The sequence below is a fragment of the Micromonospora sp. KC207 genome, from assembly GCF_004348615.1.
Lineage (GTDB): Bacteria > Actinomycetota > Actinomycetes > Mycobacteriales > Micromonosporaceae > Micromonospora.
In genome coordinates this window covers 1-21653 of record NZ_SMKJ01000051.1, presented here as the reverse complement: position 1 = coordinate 21653, position 21653 = coordinate 1, and the positions used below count along the sequence as shown (strand labels likewise).

Sequence of the window (21653 nt, the reverse complement as noted above, 5' to 3'; positions counted from 1 at the left end):
CCCATCGGCCGCCGGGCCCGCCGCCAGCGGGCCCGGCCCGCCGGTCAGGGCTCGTAGGCGAGGTTCGGTCGCAGCCAGCGTTCGACCTCGGCGAGGGCGACGCGGCGGCGGGCCGCGTAGTCCTCGGCCTGGTCGCGGCCGATGCGCCCGACGGTGAAGTACCGCGAGTCCGGATGCGCGAAAATCAGGCCGCTGACGCTGGCCGCAGGCGTCATCGCGTACGACTCCGTCAGGCCGATGCCGAGCGTCTCCGCGCCGAGCAGGTCGAACAGGTCGCGCTTCTCGCTGTGGTCCGGGCTGGCCGGGTAGCCCAGCGCGGGACGGATGCCCCGGAACCGCTCGGCGTGCAGATCCTCCAGCGCCGGGGCGGCGTCGGGCTCGAACCAGTCGCGGCGGGCCCGCAGGTGCAGGTGCTCGGCGAACGCCTCGGCGAGCCGGTCGGCCAGCGCCTTGACCATGATCGCGCGGTAGTCGTCGTGCTCGGCCTCGTACCGGGCGGCCAGTTCCTCGGCGCCGTGCACGGCGACCGCGAAGCCGCCAAGGTGGTCGCCGGCCGGCGCCACGTAGTCGGCCAGGCAGCGGTTGGCGCGGCCGGCGGGCTTGGCGGTCTGCTGGCGCAGCATCGGCAGGCGCGCTCCGGCGTCGTCGAGGACGATGTCGTCGCCCTCGGCGTGGGCCGTCCAGAAGCCGTACGTGCCCCGGGCACGCAGCGACCCGTCGGCGATGATCGCGTCGAGCAGGGTGTTGGCGTCGTCGTAGAGCTCGCGGGCGACGGGCTGGTCGAGGATCGCCGGGAACTTGCCCTTGAGCCCCCACGCCAGGAACAGGAACTGCCAGTCGATCATCTCGCGCAGCTCGGCGAGGGACGGCTCGACGGTGCGCACGCCTGTGAACGCGGGCACCGGCAGGTCGGCGAAGTCGACCCGCTCGCGGTTGGCGCGGGCCTGGGCGAGGGTGAGCAACGGTTGGGCGTGCCGGTTGGCGTGCTGCGCGCGCAGCCGCTCCTGCTCGGCCCGGTTCGCAGTGTCGAGGGTCTGCGCGCGGCCGGCGTCGAGCAGGTCGGAGACCACGCCGACGACCCGGGACGCGTCGAGCACGTGCACCGTGGGCCCCTCGTACGCGGGGGCGATGCGCACCGCCGTGTGCTGCCGGGATGTGGTCGCCCCGCCGATGAGCAGCGGCATCCGCAGCCCCCGGCGCTGCATCTCGGTGGCGACGGCGACCATCTCGTCCAGCGACGGGGTGATCAGCCCGGACAGGCCGATCGCATCGGCGCCCTCGGCCACCGCGGTGTCCAGGATCCGCGCGGTCGGCACCATCACGCCGAGGTCGACGACCTCGTAGTTGTTGCAGCCGAGGACGACGCCGACGATGTTCTTGCCGATGTCGTGCACGTCGCCCTTGACGGTGGCGAGGACGACCTTGCCCTGGCCCTGCCCGGCGGCCCGCTCCTTGCTCATGTACGGCTCCAGGTAGGCGACCGACCGCTTCATCACCCGGGCGCTCTTGACCACCTGCGGCAGGAACATCTTCCCCGCGCCGAACAGGTCGCCGACGACCTTCATGCCGTCCATCAGCGGGCCCTCGATGACGTCGAGGGGGCGGTCCAGCAGCAGGCGGGCCTCCTCGGTGTCGGCCTCGACGTGGTCGACGATGCCGTGCACCAGCGCGTGCTTGAGCCGCTCGGCGACCGGGGCGGCACGCCAGGACAGGTCGACCTCCCGCTTGGTCCCGGAACCGGTGACTGTGGACGCGAACGCGACCAGCCGGTCGGTGGCGTCGGGTCGGCGGTCGAAAATGACGTCCTCGACCAGTTCGAGCAGGTCCGCCGGGATGTTCTCGTAGACGCTGAGCTGGCCGGCGTTGACGATGCCCATGTCCAGCCCGGCCCGCACGGCGTGGAACAGGAACGCCGAGTGCATCGCCTCGCGTACCACGTCGTTGCCGCGGAACGCGAACGACAGGTTCGAGATCCCGCCGCTGGTGCGCGCGCCAGGGCAGCGGGCCTTGATCAGCGGCAGGGCGTCGATGAACTCCTTCGCGTAGCCGTTGTGCTCGGCCATGCCGGTGGCCACGGCCAGCACGTTCGGGTCGAAGATGATGTCCTCGGGGGCGAAGCCGGCCTCGCCCACCAGCAGGTCGTACGCCCGCCCGCAGATCTGGACCTTGCGCTCGCTGATGTCGGCCTGGCCCTGCTCGTCGAACGCCATGACCACCACGCCCGCGCCGTAACCGCGGATCGCCCGGGCCTGGGCGAGGAACGGCTCCTCGCCCTCCTTCAGGCTGATCGAGTTGACCACGCCCTTGCCCTGCACGCACTTGAGGCCGGCTTCGAGCACACTCCACCGGGAACTGTCGATCATGATCGGGATCCGGGCCACCTCGGGCTCGGTGGCGATCAGGTTCAGGAACGTGACCATCGCCCGCTCGCTGTCGAGCAGGTCGGCGTCCATGTTGACGTCCAGCAGGTTCGCACCGCCGCGCACCTGCTCCACCGCCACGTCGACCGCGGCCTGGTAGTCGTCGGCCTCGACGAGCCGGCGGAACCTCGCCGAGCCGGTCACGTTCGTCCGCTCGCCGATCATCACGAACCCGGTGTCGGGACCGATCGTGAACGGCTCCAGGCCGCTGAACCGGGTCGCCGGCACCTCCCGGGCGACCGGTCGCGGCGCGACGCCCCGGACCGCCGCGGCGATCCCGGCGATGTGCGGCGGGGTCGTCCCGCAGCAACCGCCGACGATGTTGACCAGGCCGTCGCCGGCGAACTCGCCGAGCAGCGCGCCGATCTCCTCGGGCGTCTGGTCGTAGCCGCCGAACGCGTTGGGCAGCCCCGCGTTGGGATGCGCGGCGACGTAGCTGCCGGCCAGTCGGGAGAGCTCCGCCACGTGCGGGCGCATCTCCGCCGCGCCGAGCGCGCAGTTCACGCCGACGACCAGCGGTTCGGCGTGCGCGATCGAGCGCCAGAACGCCTCCACGGTCTGGCCCGACAGCGTACGGCCGCTCAGGTCCACCACCGTGACGGAGATCCACAGGGGCAACCGGGGCGCCGCCTCGCGGGCCGCGGCGATCGCCGCCTTCGCGTTGAGCGTGTCGAAGACCGTCTCCACCAGCAGCAGGTCGACCCCGCCCTCGGCCAGCGCCGCCATCTGTTCCGCGTACGCGTCTTTGACGTCGTCGAACGTGACCGCCCGGTACGCGGGGTCCTCCACCCGCGGCGACAGCGACAGGGTGACGTTGAGCGGGCCGATGGAGCCGGCGACGAACCGCCCGCCCGCCTCGTCCGCGGCCTGGCGGGCGAGCTGGGCGCCGCGCACGTTCATGTCCCGCGCCAGCGCCTCCAGGCCGTAGTCGGCCTGACCGATGCTCGTGGCGGTGAACGTGTTGGTCGTGGTGATGTCGGCACCCGCCGCCAGGTACTGCCGGTGCACGTCCAGGATCAGGTCGGGGCGGGTCAGGTTGAGCAGGTCGGGATCGCCGGTGACGTCGCAGGGGTGGTCGTCGCCGATCAGGTCGCCCCGGTAGTCGGCGGGGGAGAGCCGCGCGCCCTGCAACATCGTGCCCCAGGCGCCGTCGAGCACCGCGATGCGCTCGCCCAGCAGCCGCCGCAGCGCCGGAACCGCGTCTGACCTGTCGACGGACGAACTCATAGCGACCACCCCCGATGTCTCGGAGGCGCCCTTGGTTCGCATGCTCCCAGGTCGAGCGTGGCGGGCCGGGCCCGTCGCAGCGCCTCTCGGCCTGGTAACCGGAGACTACCGGATGGTGACCCGGCCCCGCCGAACCGTTCCCAGCAAGTGCGACGGCCCGGTCGACACTAGGCTCGACGCGGAGGTGCGTGAAGATGGAACTCGGGCTGCACTACTGGACGTTCTCGACCCCGGCCGACCCGGCGGCGATCGCGCCGACCCTGGCCGAGACCGCCACCCTCGCCGAACAGGCGGGGTTCGCGTCGTTCACGGTGATGGACCACTACTTCCAGATGGAGGCGCAGGCCCCGGCCGAGGAGCCGATGCTGGAGGCGTACACCACCCTGGGGTACGTCGCGGCGCTGACCCGGCGGATGACGTTGGGTGTGCTGGTCACCGGCGTGATGTACCGGTACCCGGGGCTGCTGGCCAAGATCGTGACCACGCTGGACGTGCTCTCCGGCGGCCGGGCCCGCCTCGGCATCGGCGCGTCCTGGTACGAGCGGGAGCAGCGCGGGCTGGGCGTGCCGGTCGTCCCAGTAACCGAGCGGTTCGAGCGGCTGGAGGAGACGCTGCGGATCTGCCAGCAGATGTGGAGCGAGAACGACGGGCCCTTCGAGGGCCGGCACTACCGGCTCGCCGAGACGCTGAACTCGCCGCAGCCCCCGCGCCGCCCGCACCCGCCGATCATGATCGGCGGCGGGGGCGAGCGTAGGACGCTGCTGTTGGTCGCCCGCTACGCCGACGCGTGCAACCTGTTCGGCACCAGCCCCGACGAGGTGGCCCGCAAGCTGGACGTGCTGCGCGGCCACTGCGCCGCCGAGGGCCGGGACTACGACACCATCACCAAGACGGCGCTCGTCATGCGGCCGGCGCTGGTCGACGTCGACGCGTTCGTCGCCGACGTGGCCGCGTACGCCGCGCTCGGGGTGACCGAGGTGCAGGTCATGCCGGACCGGCACCCGGTGGAGTTCACCCAACGGATCGCCGACGAGGTGCTGCCGAGGCTCGCCGACCTATCCTGACCGGCCCGACCGACCGCTCGCGCACCGGCCCGAAGCCCCGGTGCGCGGGCGGCCGGCGCGGGCGGTCTAGCGGTTGAGCTGCCGGTACACGGGGGCCAGTCGCCGGTGCAACTGGCGGTAGACGTCGAAGATCTCGTCGTAGGTCGCCCGGTGGGCCGGCGTCGGCGCGAAGACCCGGTCGCTGCGCATCAGGCCGGGAATGTCGGCGAAGGTGACCATCCCGGTGCCGACCGCGCCGATCCAGCCCGCGCCCCGGGCGTTGACCGCGAGGGGGTTCGCGTCGCGCCGGATCTCGACACCGAGCACGTCGGCGAAGATCTGGCACCACGAGTCCGACAGCGCCCCGCCGCCGGTGATCGCCAGCGAGGTGACCGGCGCGCCGAGGAACCGGTCGACCGCCCGAAACAGCCAGCGGGTGTTGAGCGCGACGCCCTCGAAGACCGCGCGCAGCAGGTCGGAGCGGTTGGTGTCCAGCGAGATGTTGAGGAAAGCCCCGCGTAGGTTCGAGTCGTCGACCGGGGCGCGTTCGCCGTAGAGCCACGGGGTGTAGAGCACCCCGTTGGCGCCCGGCGGCACCGTCGGAATGATCATGTCGAACGCGTCGAAGATCGTGCCCTCGTCGCGGCTGACGTGCCCGGCGCCGAGCAGCGGATCGTCGTACTCCACGACCTTGTCGCGCAGCCAGGTCAGGTTGGCCCCGGCCGTGGCCTGCAACGCGGTCATCAGGTACCGGTCGGGCACGGCGCACGGCACCGCCGCGATCCCGGCGACCACGTCGGTCTTCTTCGCCGGGACGTGGGCCGCGATCCACGACGAGGTGCCGAGGTACAGGTGCGGCGCGTTGTCGCCGGTCGTGCCAGCGCCGATCGCGGCGGCGGTGTTGTCGATGGCACCGGCCACCACCCGCACCGACTCCGGCAGGCCCAGGTGCGCGGCGGCGGCCGGGGACAGCGTGCCGATCACCTCGGTGCAGGCGACGATCGGCGGCAGCTTGTCCCGGTCGATGCCGCAGTCGGCGACCAGGGCGGGGCAGTAGCGGACGTCGCCCGGCCGGCGGTTGTCGGTCACCCACGAGGTGAGAATCGAGTCGACGGTCGCCACCGTCCGCCCGGTCAGCTTCAGGTTGATCCAGTCGAGCACGTTGAGGAACGACGCGGTGCGCGCGTAGACCTCCGGCATCTCGTCGCGGATCAGCAGCATGTGCGCCGCCGGGTCCTTGCCGGTGGGCGACGGCATTCCGCCGGTGAGGCGCAGCCAGCGCGCGACGCGGCGCACCGACAACCCCTGGTACGCGGGGAAGCCGCGGAACTGGCGGCGCAGGTTCGCCGCGCCGCGCATGTCCAGCCAGCTGATGCACGGGGTCAGCGGCTCGCCGGCGGCGTCGACGGCGATGGTCCCCTCGCCCTGCGTGGAGGCGCACACGACGGTGACCGCCCGCAGGTGGTCGGGGTGGGCGCGGCCCAGGTCGGCGGCGACCTGCCCGAGGGCGTCCCACCAGGCGCGCGGGTCCTGCTCGGCGCCGCCGCCGGGCAGCACCCGCAGCGGCACGGCCCGCTCGGCCCAGCCGGTGACGGTGCCGTCGGCGGCGACGAGGGCGGCCTTCATCGCGGAGGTGCCCAGGTCGATCGCGAGGACCTGCGGTGCCGTTGCTGCCACCGGATCAGACCCCTTCGACCAGCGCGAACACCTGGTCGAAGCGGGCGAGCGCGTCGTCGATGACCTCGTCGGTGTCGGCCATCGAGGTGTACATCCGCGAGCCGGCCAGGGTGATGATGCCGTGGGCAGCGTACGCCGCGCCCATCTGCTCCATCAGCCGCTTGCGGGCCCTGTTCTCCTTGAGCAGCTTCACCGGGTGGCGCATGTCCAGCAGCATGACGCCGCTGCACTCCAGATGCACGATCGAGCCCTGGTTGTAGGCGACGTAGGGCAGGCCGTAGCGGTCGATGAGCCGTTGCAGGCCCCGGGTGAGCCGGTCGCCGGCCCGCCCGGCGATCACCGGCGCGTTCGTGCGGGCCATCTCCTCGATGGCGAAGTAACCGGCCGCACAGGACAGCGGGTTCGCCGACAGCGTCCCGCCGACCTGGATGTGCGCGCCGCTCTTGCCGTCCAGGCCGGAGCCGAAGACCGCCATCACGTCGGCGCGACCGCCGACGCCGCCGGCCATCGGGTACCCGCCGGAGACGGCCTTGCCCAACACGGTCAGGTCGGGGGTCACGCCGAAGTAGCCGGCCGCCCCGCCCAGGCCGAGGCGGAAGCCGGTGACGACCTCGTCGAAGATCAGCAGCGCGCCGAACTCGTCGCAGAGCTGGCGTACCCTGGCGTTGAAGTCGCGTGGCACTGGTCGGGTGCCGGACTCCGGGCCGACGGGCTCGACCACGACGGCGGCCGTGCCGCCCCGCAGCCGGTTCTCGATCAGCTTGCGCCGCAACTGCCCCAGGTCGTGCGGGAACGCCTCGCGGGTGCGGCTGGTCGCGCCGAAGGGGATGCCCTTGGCGTTCATCCGGTACGTGCCGGGCACCCGCAGCCCGTACACCATCGTGTCGGACCACCCGTGGTACGCGCCGCCGACCTTGATCACCATCTTCTTGCCGGTGAACGCGCGCGCCCCGCGCACCGCGGCCATCACCGCCTCGGTGCCCGAGCCGAGCGACCGGTACATCTCCACGTGCGGCAGGTACCGGTGGATGATCTCGGCGAGCTTGAGCTCGTACTCGTGGAACAGCCCGGTCACCGGCCCGGACGCCCGGACCACCTCCGCGACCCGCTCGTTGACCGGCCCGTAGTTGCTGCCCAGGATCGTCGGGCCGCCGGCCTGGAGGAAGTCGATGTAGGTGTTGCCGTCGCGGTCGACCAGGTGCGCGCCGTCGGCCCGCTCGATGGCCAGCGGGAACGGGTAGTTGAAGGCGAGGTTGTGCTGCACGCCGCCGGGGATGCGCCGCTTCGCGCGGTCGGTGATCTCCCGGCTCGCCCGGCACTTGGTGTCGTAGTAGTTGAGCACGTCGAGCATCGCGTCGTGGCGCAGCCCGCGGACAGGCTGGGCGATCAGCGCCCGCAGGCGGCGCATCACGTCGTCGACATCGGGATAGTCGCTGATGGCGTAGCCGAGCCGGGCGGCCTCGCCGCCGGGGCCGCTGCTGTCGACGGCGGCGGCGTCCGTTCCCGTCGCGGCGGTGCCGTCCTCGTCCGCGGCGGTGTCCGGGCGGGTGGTGGCCAGTGCGGTGGCCGCCGCGTCGGCGCTGGGCAGCTCCTCGTCGACGGGTACCCGCAGCGGCGGCACCGCCTCGGTGATCTGGGCGGCGATCCGCTTCTCGTCGGCGCGCAGCTTGCCGAAGGCGATCTCGCGGATCGCGGTCGGGATGGTGTAGACCTTCCCGGTCTCGGTTGTCAGCGCCATCAGGTAGGCGATCGAGACTTTCTCCAGCAGCGCCATGTTGAACACCGCCCGGTCGGGGTCGGTGCCCAGGGCCACGATCCCGTGGTTGGCGATGATGAAGGCGTTGTCCCCGCCGGCGACCTTCTTCTGCACTTTGCGGGCCAGGAAGTCGGTGCCCGACGGGGCGTAGTCGATGATGGCGACCCGCTTGCCGAGGAAGCGCACCTGCTCGTCGGTCAGCGCCGGGATGGGCCTGCGGAGGAAGGCCAGCGCCGAGGCGTACGGCTGGTGGGTGTGCACGATCGCGTTGACGTCCGGCCGCTGCCGGTAGATGTTGGCGTGCATCCCGCACTCGATCGACGGCGCGAGACCCGTACCGGAGTCGTCGGGCACGTGCTTGCCGGCGAAGTCGACGATGCAGACGTCCTCGACGCGCATCCGGTCGTAGTCGTAGTTGCTGGGGGTCACCGCGTACAGCTCCCGGCCGGGGACGCGGACCGACACGTTGCCCTCCGTCGCCTTGAGGTAGCCGCGCGCGAGCATGGTGCGGCACATGTCGACGACGTGCTGGCGGGACGTGTGGTGCTCCACGGCGCTCTCCTCGGTCCGGGCCAACGGCTGATCGACGGGGATGCCCGTCGAGGTCCATCGTCGCCGGGAGACGGACGCGGAGCACCGTCTCGCCGTACACGAGAATCGGGCTTCCGCTTATCACGGCGTGACAAAATCGCGGCATGACCGCGTCCCCGACCCCCTGGCAGCGGCTCCCCGCCGACCTGGCCACCGCGATGCGCTCCCAGCTGCCCGCCACCGTCGGGGCGGTCGCCGCCGCCGTCACCGAGGCCACGCCCGCCTTCGCCGCCATCTCCGACGCCAAGTTCGCCCGGGACGTGCGCACTGCCGTGCAGGTCGCGTTCGACCGCTTCCTCGACCTCGTCGGCACCGACGAGCCCGCCCTGCCGACGCGCGTCCGGGAGGTGTTCGTCGCGCTCGGCGCCGGCGAGGCACGCGAGGACCGTGGGCCCGAGGCGCTGCTGGCCGCGCTGCGCACGGCGGCGCGGCTGATGCTGCGCACCGCGTCGGAGTCGCTGGCCCGGCTGCGCCCCGTCGACACCGGGGAGTTGATCGATCTCTCCGACGCGATCATCGCGTACGTCGACGAGCTGGCCGCCGCGAGCACCGACGGCTACGCCCTCCAGTTGCGCGAGCAGGCCGGGGAGGGCGATCGGCGGCGACGGCAGCTCGCCGAGCTGCTGCTGCGCGGAGACGGCCTGCCCGCCGCCGTCGAAACCGCCGCCGCGCGGATCGGCTGGCCGCGCCCGGACGAGGTGGTGCCCGTCGTGCTGCCACTGGAGCAGGCCCGCGACGCCCGGTTCCGCTACGGCGCGGACGGCCTCGTGGTCGAACGCGGACGCGACGCCGTGCTGCTGCTGCGGGCCGGTCCCCGCGCCGCCCGCCCGCAGCTCGCCGAGGACCTGGCGGGGCGCGGCGCGGTGGTGGGGCCCACGCTGGGCTGGGCCCAGACCCCGGCGGCGGTCCGGCTCGCCGAGCTGACCGCCGGGCTGGCCGGGACCGACCCGGGGCCGGTCTTCGTCGACGACCACCTGATCGCGCTGACCCTGGGCGGGGAGACCGGCGCGCTGGCGGTGCTCACCACCCGCCGGCTGGCGCCCCTGGCGCACCTGCGCCCGGCGCAGCGGGAGAGCCTGCTGGTCACCCTGTACAGCTGGCTGCGGCACTGGGGCTCGCGCGCCGAGGTGGCCACGGAGCTGTTCGTGCACCCGCAGACCGTCAGCTACCGGGTCAAGCGCCTGCGCGAGCTGTACGGCGACGACCTGGACGACCCCGTTGCCCGGTTCGAGCTGCTCCTCGTGCTGGCCGGCCGCACCGACCGCCGGGCCGGGGAGCCCGCCCGCGCCGCCGAGGCGTAGAGGGCTCCCACCGGTCACCGCCCTGATCTGGGGGTGTGGCGGCGGTGCCAGAGGGCTTCGGCGACGGCGTCGACGGGGTCGATGTCCCCGGCCGCGAGGCGCTCGCGGGGGACGGCGATCCAGGGTGGCGAGGCGGGGGGTGGTTTGGCCGCAGGCGGTTCGCATTCCCTGCCGGGCGAGTCGGGCTGGCCGGCAGGGGTCGCGTTGGTTGGTGTGCCAGCAGCCGGCGACCACGCAGAAGCCGAAGCTGTCGGGTCGGTGGGGCCTCCCAGAGGGCGCGGGCCAGTCGCCACAGCAGGCGGTGCTAAACACTCGGCGGGCGGTTCCACGGGCGGGTTGTTGACGTCGAAGGACATGCGCCGACCATCCCGTCCGTCGGCGGGCGGTTCCATGGCCAGCGGCCATGTCACGGTGACATGGGGCGGCTCGACCAGCGCGAATGGTCGCTCTAGGCTGTCGCCCTGAACACCTTGAGTAGTCGGAACGCGACGCTGGGAGCTGCCGTGCTGCTCGATCCGCTGCGGATACCGGAGGATGCGTGGTCGCACGGCGAGGTGCTGAGCGTCCTGGCTGCCCGCGACATCGGCGGGTTGTTCCGGTGGATCACCCGGCTCACCGGGGCGAGTCAGAGCCGGATCGGGGCCGCCGTCGGGCTGGAACAGGGCTACGTCAGCCGGATCATGGCCGGACGCAAGGTCACCTCCATCGACGTCCTCGAGCGGATCGCCGACGGCTGCCGGATGCCCGACCAGGCGCGGACCACGATGGGTCTGGCACCCCGACAGGCCGCACCGCCGGCCGACCCCGGCCGGCTCACCCCCGGTCGGCCCAGCGAGCCGCCGACCAACCGGACCTGGCGCGACGACGTACGCAGTGCCGCAAAGCTTTGGCGAGGTGACGTGAACCGTCGAGACGTACTCCGGTAGGTGGCCTTCAGTTCCGCCGGCTACACCCTGCCGGCGCTGCGCTGGTTCACCGCCCCCGACCCGGCCCGGACGCGGCATCGTCGGTCAACCGGAGATTGACACCATCCGCGCGATGACCGCGACCTACCGCCGGTTGGACAACCAGTACGGCGGCGGGCACGCCCGCGACACCGTCGCCCGCTACCTTCACCAGGAGGTGACCCCGCTGCTCACCGACGGCCGGTACGACCATTCCACCGGTCGAAGGCAACGCCTCCTGGGCGCACTGCTCGGGCCGCCGCCCAGACGACGAGCACCCAACACGGCCCCCGTCGGGGGGTAAATCAGGGCCATGTCTGCCCGGTTGGCTGTGATCGACGGCGATTCGCACTGCGGCAGTGTCCGTCATGACCGTCATCAGAGGTGTCTCCTTGCTTGTCAGCAGTTACACCGTTGTTCTTGCAGGTCCCCCTGGACCAGCTCAGTGTCGACAAGTCGTCAAGACGTACAAGTATCTCGAAAGCTTCGACTACTATCGTAACCGATTCTCGACTCGGGAGTGGGTTGTTCTGATGGGTCAATGGGTCCGGGATCCGAGTGGGCTGCTAGTCCCGGCTTCCTTAGACTCCACATCGTCGGCGGAGGGCGAGGTGCCGTCACGGCCCCTGCGGAGATGGGCGGATGTGATGCAGGTGACTGTGGGCCTGGTGCAAGCCATTGCTGCGGCGCTTGCTTTGCTCATTGCCGGACTGGCGCTGCACGTCGCGGAAAAGGCATTCTCCGATCAGCGTGAGCTGAATGGGAAGCTTGGCAACAGTCTTGAGCTTGAGGAGCGGCGTTACCTGGAGCGATACGCCTCAAGAGTCGCATGGTGGAGGCCGGGGAATTATGTGTTCAAGATTCAGAACAGGTCGACGGTGCCGATTTCGGGTGTCCGAATAGTGCCAGAGCGCCGCGATTACCAGTGGGGATTTATCCAAATAGGCGACGTGCCGCCATGCTCTATCGCGACGATTACTGTCGATGACTCGGAACTCCTACCGGACATAACCACCTCCAGCGCCGAGGTGCTGCCCACGCGACCCATGCTCGAGTTCTTTGACCCTTTCGGCAAGTGGTCGAAGAGCGAGTTTGATCGAGCCGAGCAGGAACTCCGGGGCGGCCCGGGCTGGGACTCGGAGGCGCGCAAGGCTGAAGAAATTATAGTGGAGAGCCGAGGAGTGAGCGCTAAGCGGCGGATAGGCGTGGAGCCGGTGTCGGATTGCACCGATGGCCTGTGAGCTTCGACCGTGTGCCGTGCCGGAACTGCGTCCGCTGACGTGACCCCTGGGACTAAAAGATCGGGGTGACCAGGCCACCGGCGATCTCGCGGTTGACCGGGGTGTCGGCTGCCAGTACGGGTGCGCCTGCGGCCAGCGCCTCATGGACGGGCAGCCCGAAGCCTTCGTGGAACGACGGCCATACGAACGGGGTGCAGGTGGCGAAGTGCTGCGCCAGGCGTTCGTTGCTGAGGTGGCCGAGGGTGGCGATGTCGGGCGCGCGCGCCGTTGATGGGGAAGCCGCATTCCCAACCGAGGCGGGCGACGAGTTTCAGTTGCGGGGGCACGGTGTCGGGGCGGCACCGCCTGCGAAACCGGCGAGTGACCGTCGCCTTTAAGCTCTAGGCGCTCCGTCCGGCGGGGTCCGCCCGGGTTCGTGACCTCGAGCGGCCTCTGCGTTCGGCTGCCGACGGTTGCCCTCTTCCGGCCATGCTGCTGTCGGCAGCTCCGGCGCCGGAAGGAGTTTAAATCCGGCGGTCCTCGTCTCGGGTCAGCACGAACACGAACGGCCGGTCGGACCCGCGCAGGTCCATGACGCCGAGGAGCGTGCGCTCGTCGACCCGGCGGAACACGTCGTGGATGGGCAGCCGGTCGTAGCACATCGTCGCCGACACCACGCCCCGGTACTCGGTCATCCGTAGCCGCGCCGTTGGGCGGGTCGTGGTCAGCAGCGTCCGGGCCAGGGCGAATGCCCGTGCGGCCAGTGGCGTCCGCACCACGCCGGGCGGGCGCACCAGCAACCCCGTCGGCATCAGCGCCGGGTTGACGCTGACCAGTCTTCTGCCGGCGGAGAAGACCAGCGGGTGCACCTCGTCGGGGCTGTCGAATCGCTTGCCGTGCCAGCCGTAGTGCTCCAGCAGGCCGTCGAGTGGGTGGCCCGTCGCGAAGCCGCTGCCCCGCCAGGGGCCCAGCATCTCCTCGACGGTGACCGGCGGGAGCCCGTCGAAGCAGGCGAGGGCGGTCTCCAGGTTCCCCGGGGCCGGCAGGATGGCCGCCGGCTCTGCCGCGTTCGACATGGTCGCATCTCCTTGATCGCGTGATCGACCCGGTGCCATCGACGTTACGCCCGGATCGGGCCAGGCGGCGGACACCGGTGACATCGACCGGGCGCCGCTATCGACGGAGCGGAAAGTCCGCGGTGCAACAACCTCGACCTTGCGCCGCGTCTTGTCCGTCCACTGTGTACTTTGGCGGTTTGTTTCCCGCCGGGTCGTGGACCTTCGTGGCGTCATTCCGCGGTATCGCTCGACCACCGCACCGAAGGTTTTCTTCCCCGACGGGGTCGCCGGACCCTCGTTCGAAGGATACGAATCATGTACGACGCGATAGTCGTCGGTGGTCGCTGCGCGGGTGCCGCAACCGCCCTGCTGCTCGCCCGGCAGGGCCACCGCGTACTCGTGGTGGACCGCTCGTCGTTCCCCAGCGACGTCATCTCGACGCATTTCCTGTGGCCGCACGGAATGTCCTACCTCAACCGTTGGGGCCTGCTGGACCAGGTCACCGACGTGACCCCCACGCACACGGTCATCGACATCGTCAACGACGGCATCCCGCTGAGCGGCTCGGTGCCCACGGAGCTGCTGCGTGAGTACTTCCGGGACCTGCACGGCGACGACTCGGGCGTGGTGCAGAGCTACGCCTCGGTCCGCCGCCGCCTGCTGGACCAGATCCTCGTCGAGGCGGCGGCCAAGGCCGGCGCCGAGGTCCGCACCCAGTGCACCGTACGCGAGCTGATCACCTCCGAAGGCCGGGTCGTCGGCGTCCGGGGACGCGCGGCCGGCGGCGAGGAGTTCGAGGAACGGGCCCGGATCGTCGTCGGTGCCGACGGCCGCAACTCGTTCGTCGCGCGCACCCTCGGCCTGCCCCGGTTCGACGAGCGCCCCCGGTGCACGTTCGCCTACTGGAGCTACTGGTCCGGCTTCGACCCCGGCCGGGGGCAGATCCACCGGCGTGGCCGGCTCGGCTGCGCGGTGGTGCCGACCAACTTCGGGCAGAACATGGTCCTGGTCTGGGGGCCGAGCGAGTGGTCCCGGGAGTTCCGCGCCGACGTGGCCGGCAACGTCCAGCGGGCGCTGGACTTCGTCAGCCCCGAGCTGGGCGAGTTGGTCCGCACCCAGGGGACCCGGGAGGAGCGGATCTACGGAACTTTGGACCAGTCGGGGTTCCTCCGGCCGCTGCACGGGCCCGGCTGGGTGCTCGTCGGCGACGCCGAGTCCGCCAAGGACCAGTGCACCGCGATCGGCATGACCCACGCGTTCCGCGACGCGGAGCTGGCCAGCGCCGCCCTGCACCGGTGGCTGGCGGGCGAGGCGTCGTTCGACGAGGCGATGGCCGCTTACGAGGGGCGCCGCCGCAGCCAGAACGCCGCCGCCTACTACGACTACGTGTGCACGTTCGCCGAGATGCGGCCGTACCGGCACGACGAGTTGCAACTGTTCGTCGCGTTGCGTGGCAACCAGGAGGAGACCGACCGGTTCATCGCCACGCACGCCGACGTCGCGCCGGTCTCGGAGTTCTTCCAGGCGTCCAACCTCTTCCTGCTCAACGACGCCGCCAGGGAGTCGTCCGCCGGCTACCCGGTCTTCGACGACTTCGCCGCGACGTCGCGCATGTACCAGCAGAACCTCTTCGCCTGATGCCGAACCAGGGAGCTGACATCATGACCATTACCGACCTGCACCAACGCGACGACGGCGAGCTGATCGAGGCCATCCTGGACGCCGCCCGACGCGGGGACGTCGAGGCCATGGCGCGTACCGCCGCCGAGGTCTCCGAGATGACCCGCAACTGGGCCACCCACATCCCCTGGGACGACCTCGCGACGCTCGACGCGTCGGCGGCCGACGGCGAGTTCGCCCGGGTCGTCGCGGACCTGACCGAGATGTGGGAGCCGGCCCACCTGCGTAACCCCGTCGACCCGGACGAGGAGTACGCGCTGGACAAGAACGCGTACGACTTCTACCGCCCCGCCGGCCGGAACCTGCTCGCCCGCACCGAGGACTTCTACGACTGGGTGCAGGCCCGCCGCCGCACGGAGACCTGGCAGTACTCCCGGGTGCTGGAGGCGGCACCGGACAGCATCGCCCAGATCACCAACGACCTGGGCAAGCGGACCCGGGGCATAAACTTCAACTCGCAGGACTACCTGTCGTTCAACACCCACCCGGCGATCCGGGAGGCGGCGGCCCGCGCGATGCGCGACTACGGCCCGCACAGCGCCGGCTCGCCGATGGTGCTCGGCAACACCCGGATCTCCGAGGACCTGGAGGCGGCCCTCGGCGACCTGGTGGGGCTCGACCACGTCACGCTCTTCCCGACCGGCTGGGCGGCGGGGTTCGGGGCCGTGGTCGGGCTGGTCCGCCAGTCCGACCATGTCGTCATCGACCGGCTCGCGCACTCCTGCCTCCAGCAGGGCGCCCGGGCGGCGACCCGCAACGTGGTCCGCTACGAGCACCTCAACGTCGAGGCCGTCCGGCAGCACCTGACCGAGATCCGGTCGCACGACAGCCGCAACGGCATCCTCGTCGTCACCGACGGCCTGTTCTCGGTCGACGCCGACTGGCCGGACCTGGTGACCCTCCAGCGGGTCTGCCGGGAGCACGACGCCACGCTGCTGGTCGACGTGGCGCACGACCTGGGCTCGATGGGGCCGGGCGGCACGGGCGTGCTGGGGATGCAGAACCTCCTCGGCGAGGTCGACGTCGTCATGGGGGCCTTCTCGAAGACGTTCTGCTCCAACGGCGGCTTCGTGGCGTCGAACTCGCCCGCGTTGAAGCAGTACGTCAAGATGTTCAGCGGTTCCCATTTCTTCTCCAACGCGCTCTCCCCGGTGCAGACCGCCGTGGTCCGGGAGGCCGCCCGGATCATCCGGTCCCCAGAGGGGGACGTGCTGCGCGCCCGGCTGTTCACCGCGATCCACGCGCTGCGCGACGAGCTGACCGGCCGGGGGCTGACCTGCATGGGGGAGCCGTCGCCGATCGTGCCGCTGCTGATCGGCAACGAGAAGCTCGCCCGCACCGCGAACCGGCTGCTGTTCGACCGGGGGGTGCTCGCGTTCATGGTGGAGTTCCCGGTCACGCCGACCGGGTCGTCGAGGTTCCGGCTCCAGGTGCAGGCCGGTCACCGGCCCGAGGAGGCCCGGGAGGCGGCCCGCATCATCGACGGTGCGATCGCGGACTCCCGGGCGTACCTGTCCAGCGCGTTCGGCAGCGCCGCCCGGTAGCCGCCGGTGCGGGGCGTCGGGCCGGTGCTGGCCCGACGCCCAGTACCGGCTGGGTCGGCGGCCGGTCAGTTGCCAACGGGGGCGGGCGAGACCGGGACGTCCCGGCGGCGGCGCCTGGCCAGCGCCCCGAGGCCGACGTCGATGACGACGAAGGCGAGCAGGGGGCCGCCGAACCAGGGCAGCGCCCACCCGACGGCTACGGTCACCACGAGAGCGGGCAGCAGCGCCCACGCCGGCAGGCCGCGCAGCCCACCCCGTACGGGCGCAGTGCCGACGACGGCGCGGCGGCCGGTCCGGGTGGGGCGGCGTTGCCACCACATCCGGTAGCCCCAGACGGTGACGCACAGCAGGCCGAGGGCGACCGCGGCGAGCAGGACCTGGTTGACCGGGCCGAAGAGCAGGCCCATGTGCGCCTGGACGCCGAGGCTGCTGAGCTGGGCGAGTAGCGGCCAGTCGGCGAAGTCGCTGCGGGCGGTCACGGTGCCGGCGACCGGGTCGACGGCGATCCGGTCCCGGGCCACGGGCCAGGTGTTGTCGGTCTGGGCGACGGTCCACGCGCTGCCGGGCTCCTCGGCGGGGGTGATCCGCACCGGGCCGGTCAGACCGGCGTCGGTGGCGGTGGTCAGCACCCGGTCGAACGTCGCGGGGTCCGCCGCCGTGGCGGAGGTGCCGCCGTGCTGGTGTTCCCCGCCGCCCGGCGGGGGCGCGCCGGTGAGGCTGGTGGAGATCTCGGGAGTGCCGGCGCGCAGCGCGTCGAGCGCTGTGCCGAAGTTCCCCCCGGCGTAGCGGGACCAGGTCAGGCCGGTCGCGGAGAGGAAGAGCAGGCCGACGGCGAGCCAGACCCCGGTGGTGGCGTGCCAGGCCCGGGTGCGCCGCACCCCCCTGCGGGCGGACAGGTCCGGCACGAGCAGGTGCCTCGTCCGGGTACGGGTGGCTCCGCGGCGGCGCAACCACAGGATGATGCCGCCGAGCACGAGGACCCACAGCCAGCTCGCGGCGATCTCGGAGTAGTGGCGGCCGAGGTCGCCGAGATGCAGGTTGCGGTGCAGGTCGTCCAGCCAGGTGGTGACGGGGGTGGAATCGAACCAGGTGGTGAGCTGCCCCTCGACCCGCCCGGTGTGGGGGTCGACGTAGACGGTGTGCTGCCGGTCGCCGAGGCCGGGCTGGGCGAACTCCACCCGGGTGGTGTGCCCGTCCGTGCCCGGCTGCACGGAGGCGATGGTGCCGTCGGGGTGGGCGGCCCGGGCGGCGGCGACCTGCTCGGCGAGGGGCTTCGCTGGGCCGCCCGGGGCGGCGGTGAGCAGGTCGCCGTAGAGGACCCGGTCCAGTTGCGGGCTGACGGTGTACGCCAGGCCGGTCAGGGCGGCGACGAGCAGGAACGGTGCGACGAGGACACCAGCGTAGAAGTGCAGGCGGAGCAGCAGCGCGGCCCACGCCGGGGTGCGGCGTGCCGACGGGTCCGGCGCGGCGGCCGGGGTGCGTGGCTCCGGCGTCGACTCGCCGTGCAATTCGGTGATGGACATACTCATCCGATCGGAGTAGCCGGGATCGTTTCCCGGTAGGACTGTTCCCCTACGACAGCGGGTGGGTCCTGTCGCACCGGTGCCGTAGGGCCCATCCGGTGGGGTAGTCGGGTGCGGAGCCGGTGAAGTTCCTAGCTTCGCGGCGACCGACGCGGCTAGCGGGTACGCCGTCGGCGCAGCGCGGCCACGACGACGAGCGCGGCGGCGACCAGGACGCTGCCGGCCGCCACGGCGAGCGGGCCCGGCCCCCCGCCGCGACCGGGATGTGCCGCCGCGCCGGCAACCCCGGTGGTCGGGATCGGCGTGCTGGGCGCGGCGAGCGCCGGGGTCGTCGCGGCGGCGGGGCCGGCGACGGTGAACCGGTACGAGCCCTGCACGGGATGCCCGTCGGTGGACACGATCCGGTAGGCCACCGTGTAGGCGCCGTCGGGCAGGGGCTCGGCGACGGTGACGGTCGCCCGGGACCCGGTGACGACCGGTACGCCGGTGGGCACCACCCGCCGGGCGGCGTCACTGAGCACGATGGTGGTGAGCTCCGGGTCGAGCTTCTGCAGGAACCTCACCGAAATCTCGGACGGCGGCGTGGCCAGCCGAGCTTCGGCGGCGGGGGTGGCCGCCGTCAGGCTGTTGTGGGCGGCGGCCGGCGCGGCGGGTGCGAGCAGGGCCACCAGGGTGGTCAGGGCGACGGCGGGTCCCACGACGCGGTGGCGGCGGACCGGGCTGCGCATGCGGTTCCCTCTCCTGGTCGGTGCCGGTCAGGCGAGCAGTTGTTCGCCGACCCAGCCGCTGTCCGGACACCCGGGCGGGACGGCGAACACGGCGGAGCCGATCGGGGTGGTCCACTCGTTGAGCAGGTCCCGCTCGGCGAGGCGGCGTTGGATGGGCAGGAACTGCGTGACGATGTCCGCCTGGTACGAGGCGAAGATCAGGCCGCTGTCGGCGGTGCCGTCGGCGGCCGGCACGCCGTCGTAGTTGTACGGGCGGCGCAGGATCCGCAGCCGGTCGTCGGTGACCCGGGCGCGGGTCAGGTGGGAGAAGTCGGGGATGACGGTGAGCCCGTCGGCGTCGAGGGCGGCGAAGTCGGGCTCGTCGTGTTCGGCGGTCCCGGTCAACGGAGCGCCGGTGTCGAGCCGGCGGCCGACGGCCAGTTCCCGGTCGGCACGGCCGAGCAGGTCCCAGGTCTCCAGGTTCATGCTGATGCGTCGCACGACCAGGGTGGTGCTGTCCCGCAGCCACGCCGGCCCGTCGGGCACCCACACGGCCTTTTCCAGTGGCCCGCCGGGTTGAGGGTTGGCAGTGCCGTCCAGTTGGCCGAACAGGTTGCGCTGGGTACGTCCCGGTTCCGCGCCCGCCGCCCGGCGGAAGCCCTGCTGCACCCATGCCACCGTCGCGAACGGCCGGCTGTCCTTGACCAGGACCCGCTGGGCGTGGGCCACCGTGACGGGGTCGTCGGCGCAGATCTGCAACAGCAGGTCTCCACCGCACCAGCGGGGCCGCAGGCGGTCGACGCGGAAGGCCGGCAACTCCGCCACCGACGTCGGCCGTCGGTCGTCGAGGCCGGCGGCCCGGTAGAGGCCCGGACCGAAGCCGAAGGTGACGGTCAGCCGCGCGGGCAGCAGGCCGAGTTCGGGTTCGGTGTCCGCGAGGGCCGGTCGGCCCTGGGTGAGGCGGGCGGCGTCGTCGGTGAGCAGCCGCAGCAGCCGGCCCAGGCCGTCGCGGCCGGTGCCCGGCGCGAGGGTGAGCGCCACGAACGACGCGTGTGCCTGCGGTTCGGTGTCCACGCCCGCCTGGCGCGCGCCATTGAACGGCACGACAGCGCTGCCGACCTCGGTCGCCGGGACCGTCCCGGCGGACCGTACGTCGGTGTCCCCGGAGCGTACGTCGGTGTCCTCGCAACGGGCGTCGGTGATCGCGGTGGCGGCGGCGAGCGTGCCCCCGGCGGCCAGGGCTCCGCCGGTGAGCAGGGCGCGCCTGCGCACCGGGCGGCCGGTGGTGGTGCCGGTCATGCGGCGGGGCTCGTGGCCGCCCGCGGCGTGCCGCTCATGCCCGACATCGGGGTCACGCCGTGGCCGGGGGCGTAGCTCTCCTGCGCGCCGGTGAACGGCTTGGCCACGGCGGTGAACATCTGCGTCCTGCCGTCGGCGAAGGTGAGCGTGAAGGAGAGCTCGTCGCCGGCTCTCACCGGCTGCCTGAGGTTCATCAGCATCAGGTGCTCACCGCCGGGCTCCAGCACGTGGCTGCTCTTCGCCCTGACCACGATGCCGCCCAGCTTTGCCTGCATGACCATCCTGCCGTCCTTCACGGCCATCTCGTGCAGCTCCATCGGCGACACGTCGGTGGCCGCGCCGGTGATGGTCACGTCCGCGTCCCCGTCGTTGACCAGGGTGCCGAACGCCGCGGTCATGCCCTTGTCCGCGGCCTTCACCCACGGGTCGCGTACGGTCAGCACCGAGGCGGCGGCGCTCGCCGACACCGACGGTGAAGGCGTCGGTGCGGCCGTGGACGTGCTGCCCGACGAGCCGCAGCCGGCGGCGGCCGCCGCAAGGGCTGCGGTGAGTAGGACTGCCGTGCGCCGGTGTCGGCGGGGCGAGGTGAGGCCGGGCATGGGATCCCCTTCGAGGCTCGATGTCACGAGGGTGGTCGGCGTCACGGGGTGTGGAGTTCCGTGCCTGCCGGTGACCCACGCCACTCACGGGATGGGGTCGCTTCGGTGGACCATGGCGGGTTCACCCATCGACCGGTGCGGATCGATGCCGAGGGGGAGTGAAACTTCTGCCATCTGCGTAAAAAGTTTGACGAGGGTTGACCGAAGTTCGCCCGCCGCGAGGATGATCCGATGCGTCGTCCCCCTCCGGCCCCCGGCCGCTGCGTCTCGGGTCTGCTCGCAGTCGTCCTCGCCTCGGCGGTCGCCGCCCTCGGGGCAGCCCCGCCCGCTGCGGCGCACGGCACCCTGGCCATGTCCACGCCGGCGGCGGGCTCCACGGTCACCGAGCCGTTGGCGGCCGTGGAGCTCTACTTCACCGAGCGGGTCGCCGACAACGCTTACTTCGCGGTCACCGCGCCGGGCGGCGGTCGAGTCGACCACGGCTGGACGCACGGATCGCCAGCGCCCCTGGACGAGCCGGTGCGGGAGTACGTTCTCGTCGACGGGAAGTTCGAGCCGCGCGAGTACGCCACCGGGTTCCCGGCGGTGGTGACGCTCGCGCACCTGCCGGCCGTGGGGCAGTACACGGTCAGCTACCTGTCGGTGGCCTCGGACGGCGAGCCGGTGCGGGGCACGATGAGCTTCCGGTACGCCGGGCGGGTCACAACGGCGCCGCAGGGATGGCGTCCGCCGACCACCCGGCCGGACCCGTCGCTGGTCGCGGCAGCCGAGCGGCACGCGACATCCGGGCACGGCTCGCCCCAGTCCCCGGTCGGGTCGGCCGCGCCGGCCGCGTCGCCGGCCTCGCCCGGCGTGGCCGCTCCCGGAACGGCCCCGGAAGGCGAGGAGGGCAGTGGTTGGCCGGGGTGGCTCGGTGTGGCGGCAGCGGCAGCGGTCGCGGCGGGGGTGGCCGGCGTTGTGGGGTGGCGTCGCCGCACCGCCGCTGGGGTGGGCAGGCCGATGTCGGTACCCCGCTGGCCGTGGACGCGCCGCCGCCCCGCCGGTCGGGTGGCGCGTGCCTCGGC

Annotated in this window: 15 protein-coding genes, 2 pseudogenes and 1 riboswitch; of the genes and pseudogenes, 7 read left to right on the top strand and 10 right to left on the bottom strand. The window is 72.1% G+C overall.

Going from position 1 to position 21653, the window contains the following annotated elements; all coding sequences use genetic code 11:
* Window positions 1-44 precede the first annotated feature (44 nt).
* On the bottom strand, window positions 45-3647 hold the full coding sequence (metH, locus tag E1258_RS09290; protein WP_132398712.1) for a methionine synthase: 3603 nt from the start codon (window positions 3645-3647) through the stop codon (window positions 45-47).
* 16 nt (window positions 3648-3663) lie between these two features.
* Window positions 3664-3741: riboswitch (S-adenosyl-L-homocysteine riboswitch) on the bottom strand.
* A 100-nt stretch (window positions 3742-3841) separates the two neighbouring features.
* Here metH and E1258_RS09285 point away from each other — a divergent pair.
* Window positions 3842-4711: an LLM class F420-dependent oxidoreductase gene (locus E1258_RS09285; RefSeq protein ID WP_132398710.1), complete on the top strand. Its 870-nt coding sequence runs from the start codon at window positions 3842-3844 to the stop codon at window positions 4709-4711.
* A gap of 66 nt (window positions 4712-4777) precedes the next feature.
* On the opposite strand, the gene E1258_RS09280 is transcribed toward E1258_RS09285, so the two are convergent.
* The gene (locus E1258_RS09280) at window positions 4778-6367 is read right to left on the bottom strand and encodes an FGGY-family carbohydrate kinase (protein WP_132398708.1); all 1590 of its coding nucleotides are present in this window, start codon (window positions 6365-6367) and stop codon (window positions 4778-4780) included.
* A 4-nt stretch (window positions 6368-6371) separates the two neighbouring features.
* A complete protein-coding gene (locus E1258_RS09275; RefSeq protein WP_132398706.1) occupies window positions 6372-8675 on the bottom strand; it encodes an aminotransferase class III-fold pyridoxal phosphate-dependent enzyme in 2304 nt (767 codons plus the stop codon).
* Between the two features lie 143 nt (window positions 8676-8818).
* On the opposite strand from E1258_RS09275, the gene E1258_RS09270 reads away from it, so the two are divergent.
* On the top strand, window positions 8819-10015 hold the full coding sequence (locus tag E1258_RS09270) for a CdaR family transcriptional regulator (RefSeq protein ID WP_132398704.1): 1197 nt from the start codon (window positions 8819-8821) through the stop codon (window positions 10013-10015).
* A gap of 14 nt (window positions 10016-10029) precedes the next feature.
* Here E1258_RS09270 and E1258_RS34525 read toward each other — a convergent pair.
* A pseudogene (locus E1258_RS34525) lies at window positions 10030-10371 on the bottom strand (hypothetical protein).
* A gap of 147 nt (window positions 10372-10518) precedes the next feature.
* Between E1258_RS34525 and E1258_RS09260 the strand changes: the two are divergent.
* Window positions 10519-11206 (top strand): annotated as a pseudogene (locus tag E1258_RS09260) (helix-turn-helix domain-containing protein); the annotation flags it as partial.
* A gap of 397 nt (window positions 11207-11603) precedes the next feature.
* Window positions 11604-12200, top strand: a complete 597-nt coding sequence (locus tag E1258_RS09255; protein ID WP_207919484.1) for a hypothetical protein — start codon at window positions 11604-11606, stop codon at window positions 12198-12200.
* 52 nt (window positions 12201-12252) lie between these two features.
* Here the strand turns inward: E1258_RS09255 and E1258_RS35760 are convergent, their stop codons facing one another.
* A complete protein-coding gene (locus tag E1258_RS35760; RefSeq protein ID WP_132398732.1) occupies window positions 12253-12450 on the bottom strand; it encodes a glycosyltransferase in 198 nt (65 codons plus the stop codon).
* 253 nt (window positions 12451-12703) lie between these two features.
* Window positions 12704-13255, bottom strand: a complete 552-nt coding sequence (locus E1258_RS09245; protein ID WP_243715294.1) for a DUF4334 domain-containing protein — start codon at window positions 13253-13255, stop codon at window positions 12704-12706.
* Between the two features lie 297 nt (window positions 13256-13552).
* Between E1258_RS09245 and E1258_RS09240 the strand changes: the two genes are divergently transcribed.
* Window positions 13553-14875, top strand: a complete 1323-nt coding sequence (locus E1258_RS09240) for an NAD(P)/FAD-dependent oxidoreductase (RefSeq protein WP_132398700.1) — start codon at window positions 13553-13555, stop codon at window positions 14873-14875.
* A gap of 23 nt (window positions 14876-14898) precedes the next feature.
* Window positions 14899-16461, top strand: coding sequence for an aminotransferase class I/II-fold pyridoxal phosphate-dependent enzyme (locus E1258_RS09235; RefSeq protein WP_132398698.1), 1563 nt, complete (start codon window positions 14899-14901; stop codon window positions 16459-16461).
* A gap of 65 nt (window positions 16462-16526) precedes the next feature.
* On the opposite strand, the gene E1258_RS09230 is transcribed toward E1258_RS09235, so the two are convergent.
* The 4 genes from E1258_RS09230 to E1258_RS09215 all read right to left on the bottom strand — a co-directional run bounded on the left by E1258_RS09230 (window position 16527) and on the right by E1258_RS09215 (window position 20589).
* Entirely contained in the window at window positions 16527-17990 is a 1464-nt protein-coding gene (locus E1258_RS09230) for a PepSY-associated TM helix domain-containing protein (protein WP_371688591.1), read from the bottom strand.
* 149 nt (window positions 17991-18139) lie between these two features.
* A complete protein-coding gene (locus E1258_RS09225; RefSeq protein WP_132398696.1) occupies window positions 18140-18712 on the bottom strand; it encodes a copper resistance CopC family protein in 573 nt (190 codons plus the stop codon).
* A gap of 27 nt (window positions 18713-18739) precedes the next feature.
* Window positions 18740-19963: a Dyp-type peroxidase gene (locus E1258_RS09220; RefSeq protein WP_371688592.1), complete on the bottom strand. Its 1224-nt coding sequence runs from the start codon at window positions 19961-19963 to the stop codon at window positions 18740-18742.
* A gap of 23 nt (window positions 19964-19986) precedes the next feature.
* Complete coding sequence (locus E1258_RS09215) at window positions 19987-20589, bottom strand: copper chaperone PCu(A)C (protein ID WP_132398692.1); 603 nt, start codon at window positions 20587-20589, stop codon at window positions 19987-19989.
* A 231-nt stretch (window positions 20590-20820) separates the two neighbouring features.
* On the opposite strand from E1258_RS09215, the gene E1258_RS09210 reads away from it, so the two are divergent.
* Window positions 20821-21653 (top strand): copper resistance CopC family protein (locus tag E1258_RS09210; protein WP_132398690.1); only part of this gene is annotated, 833 nt, incomplete at its 3' end.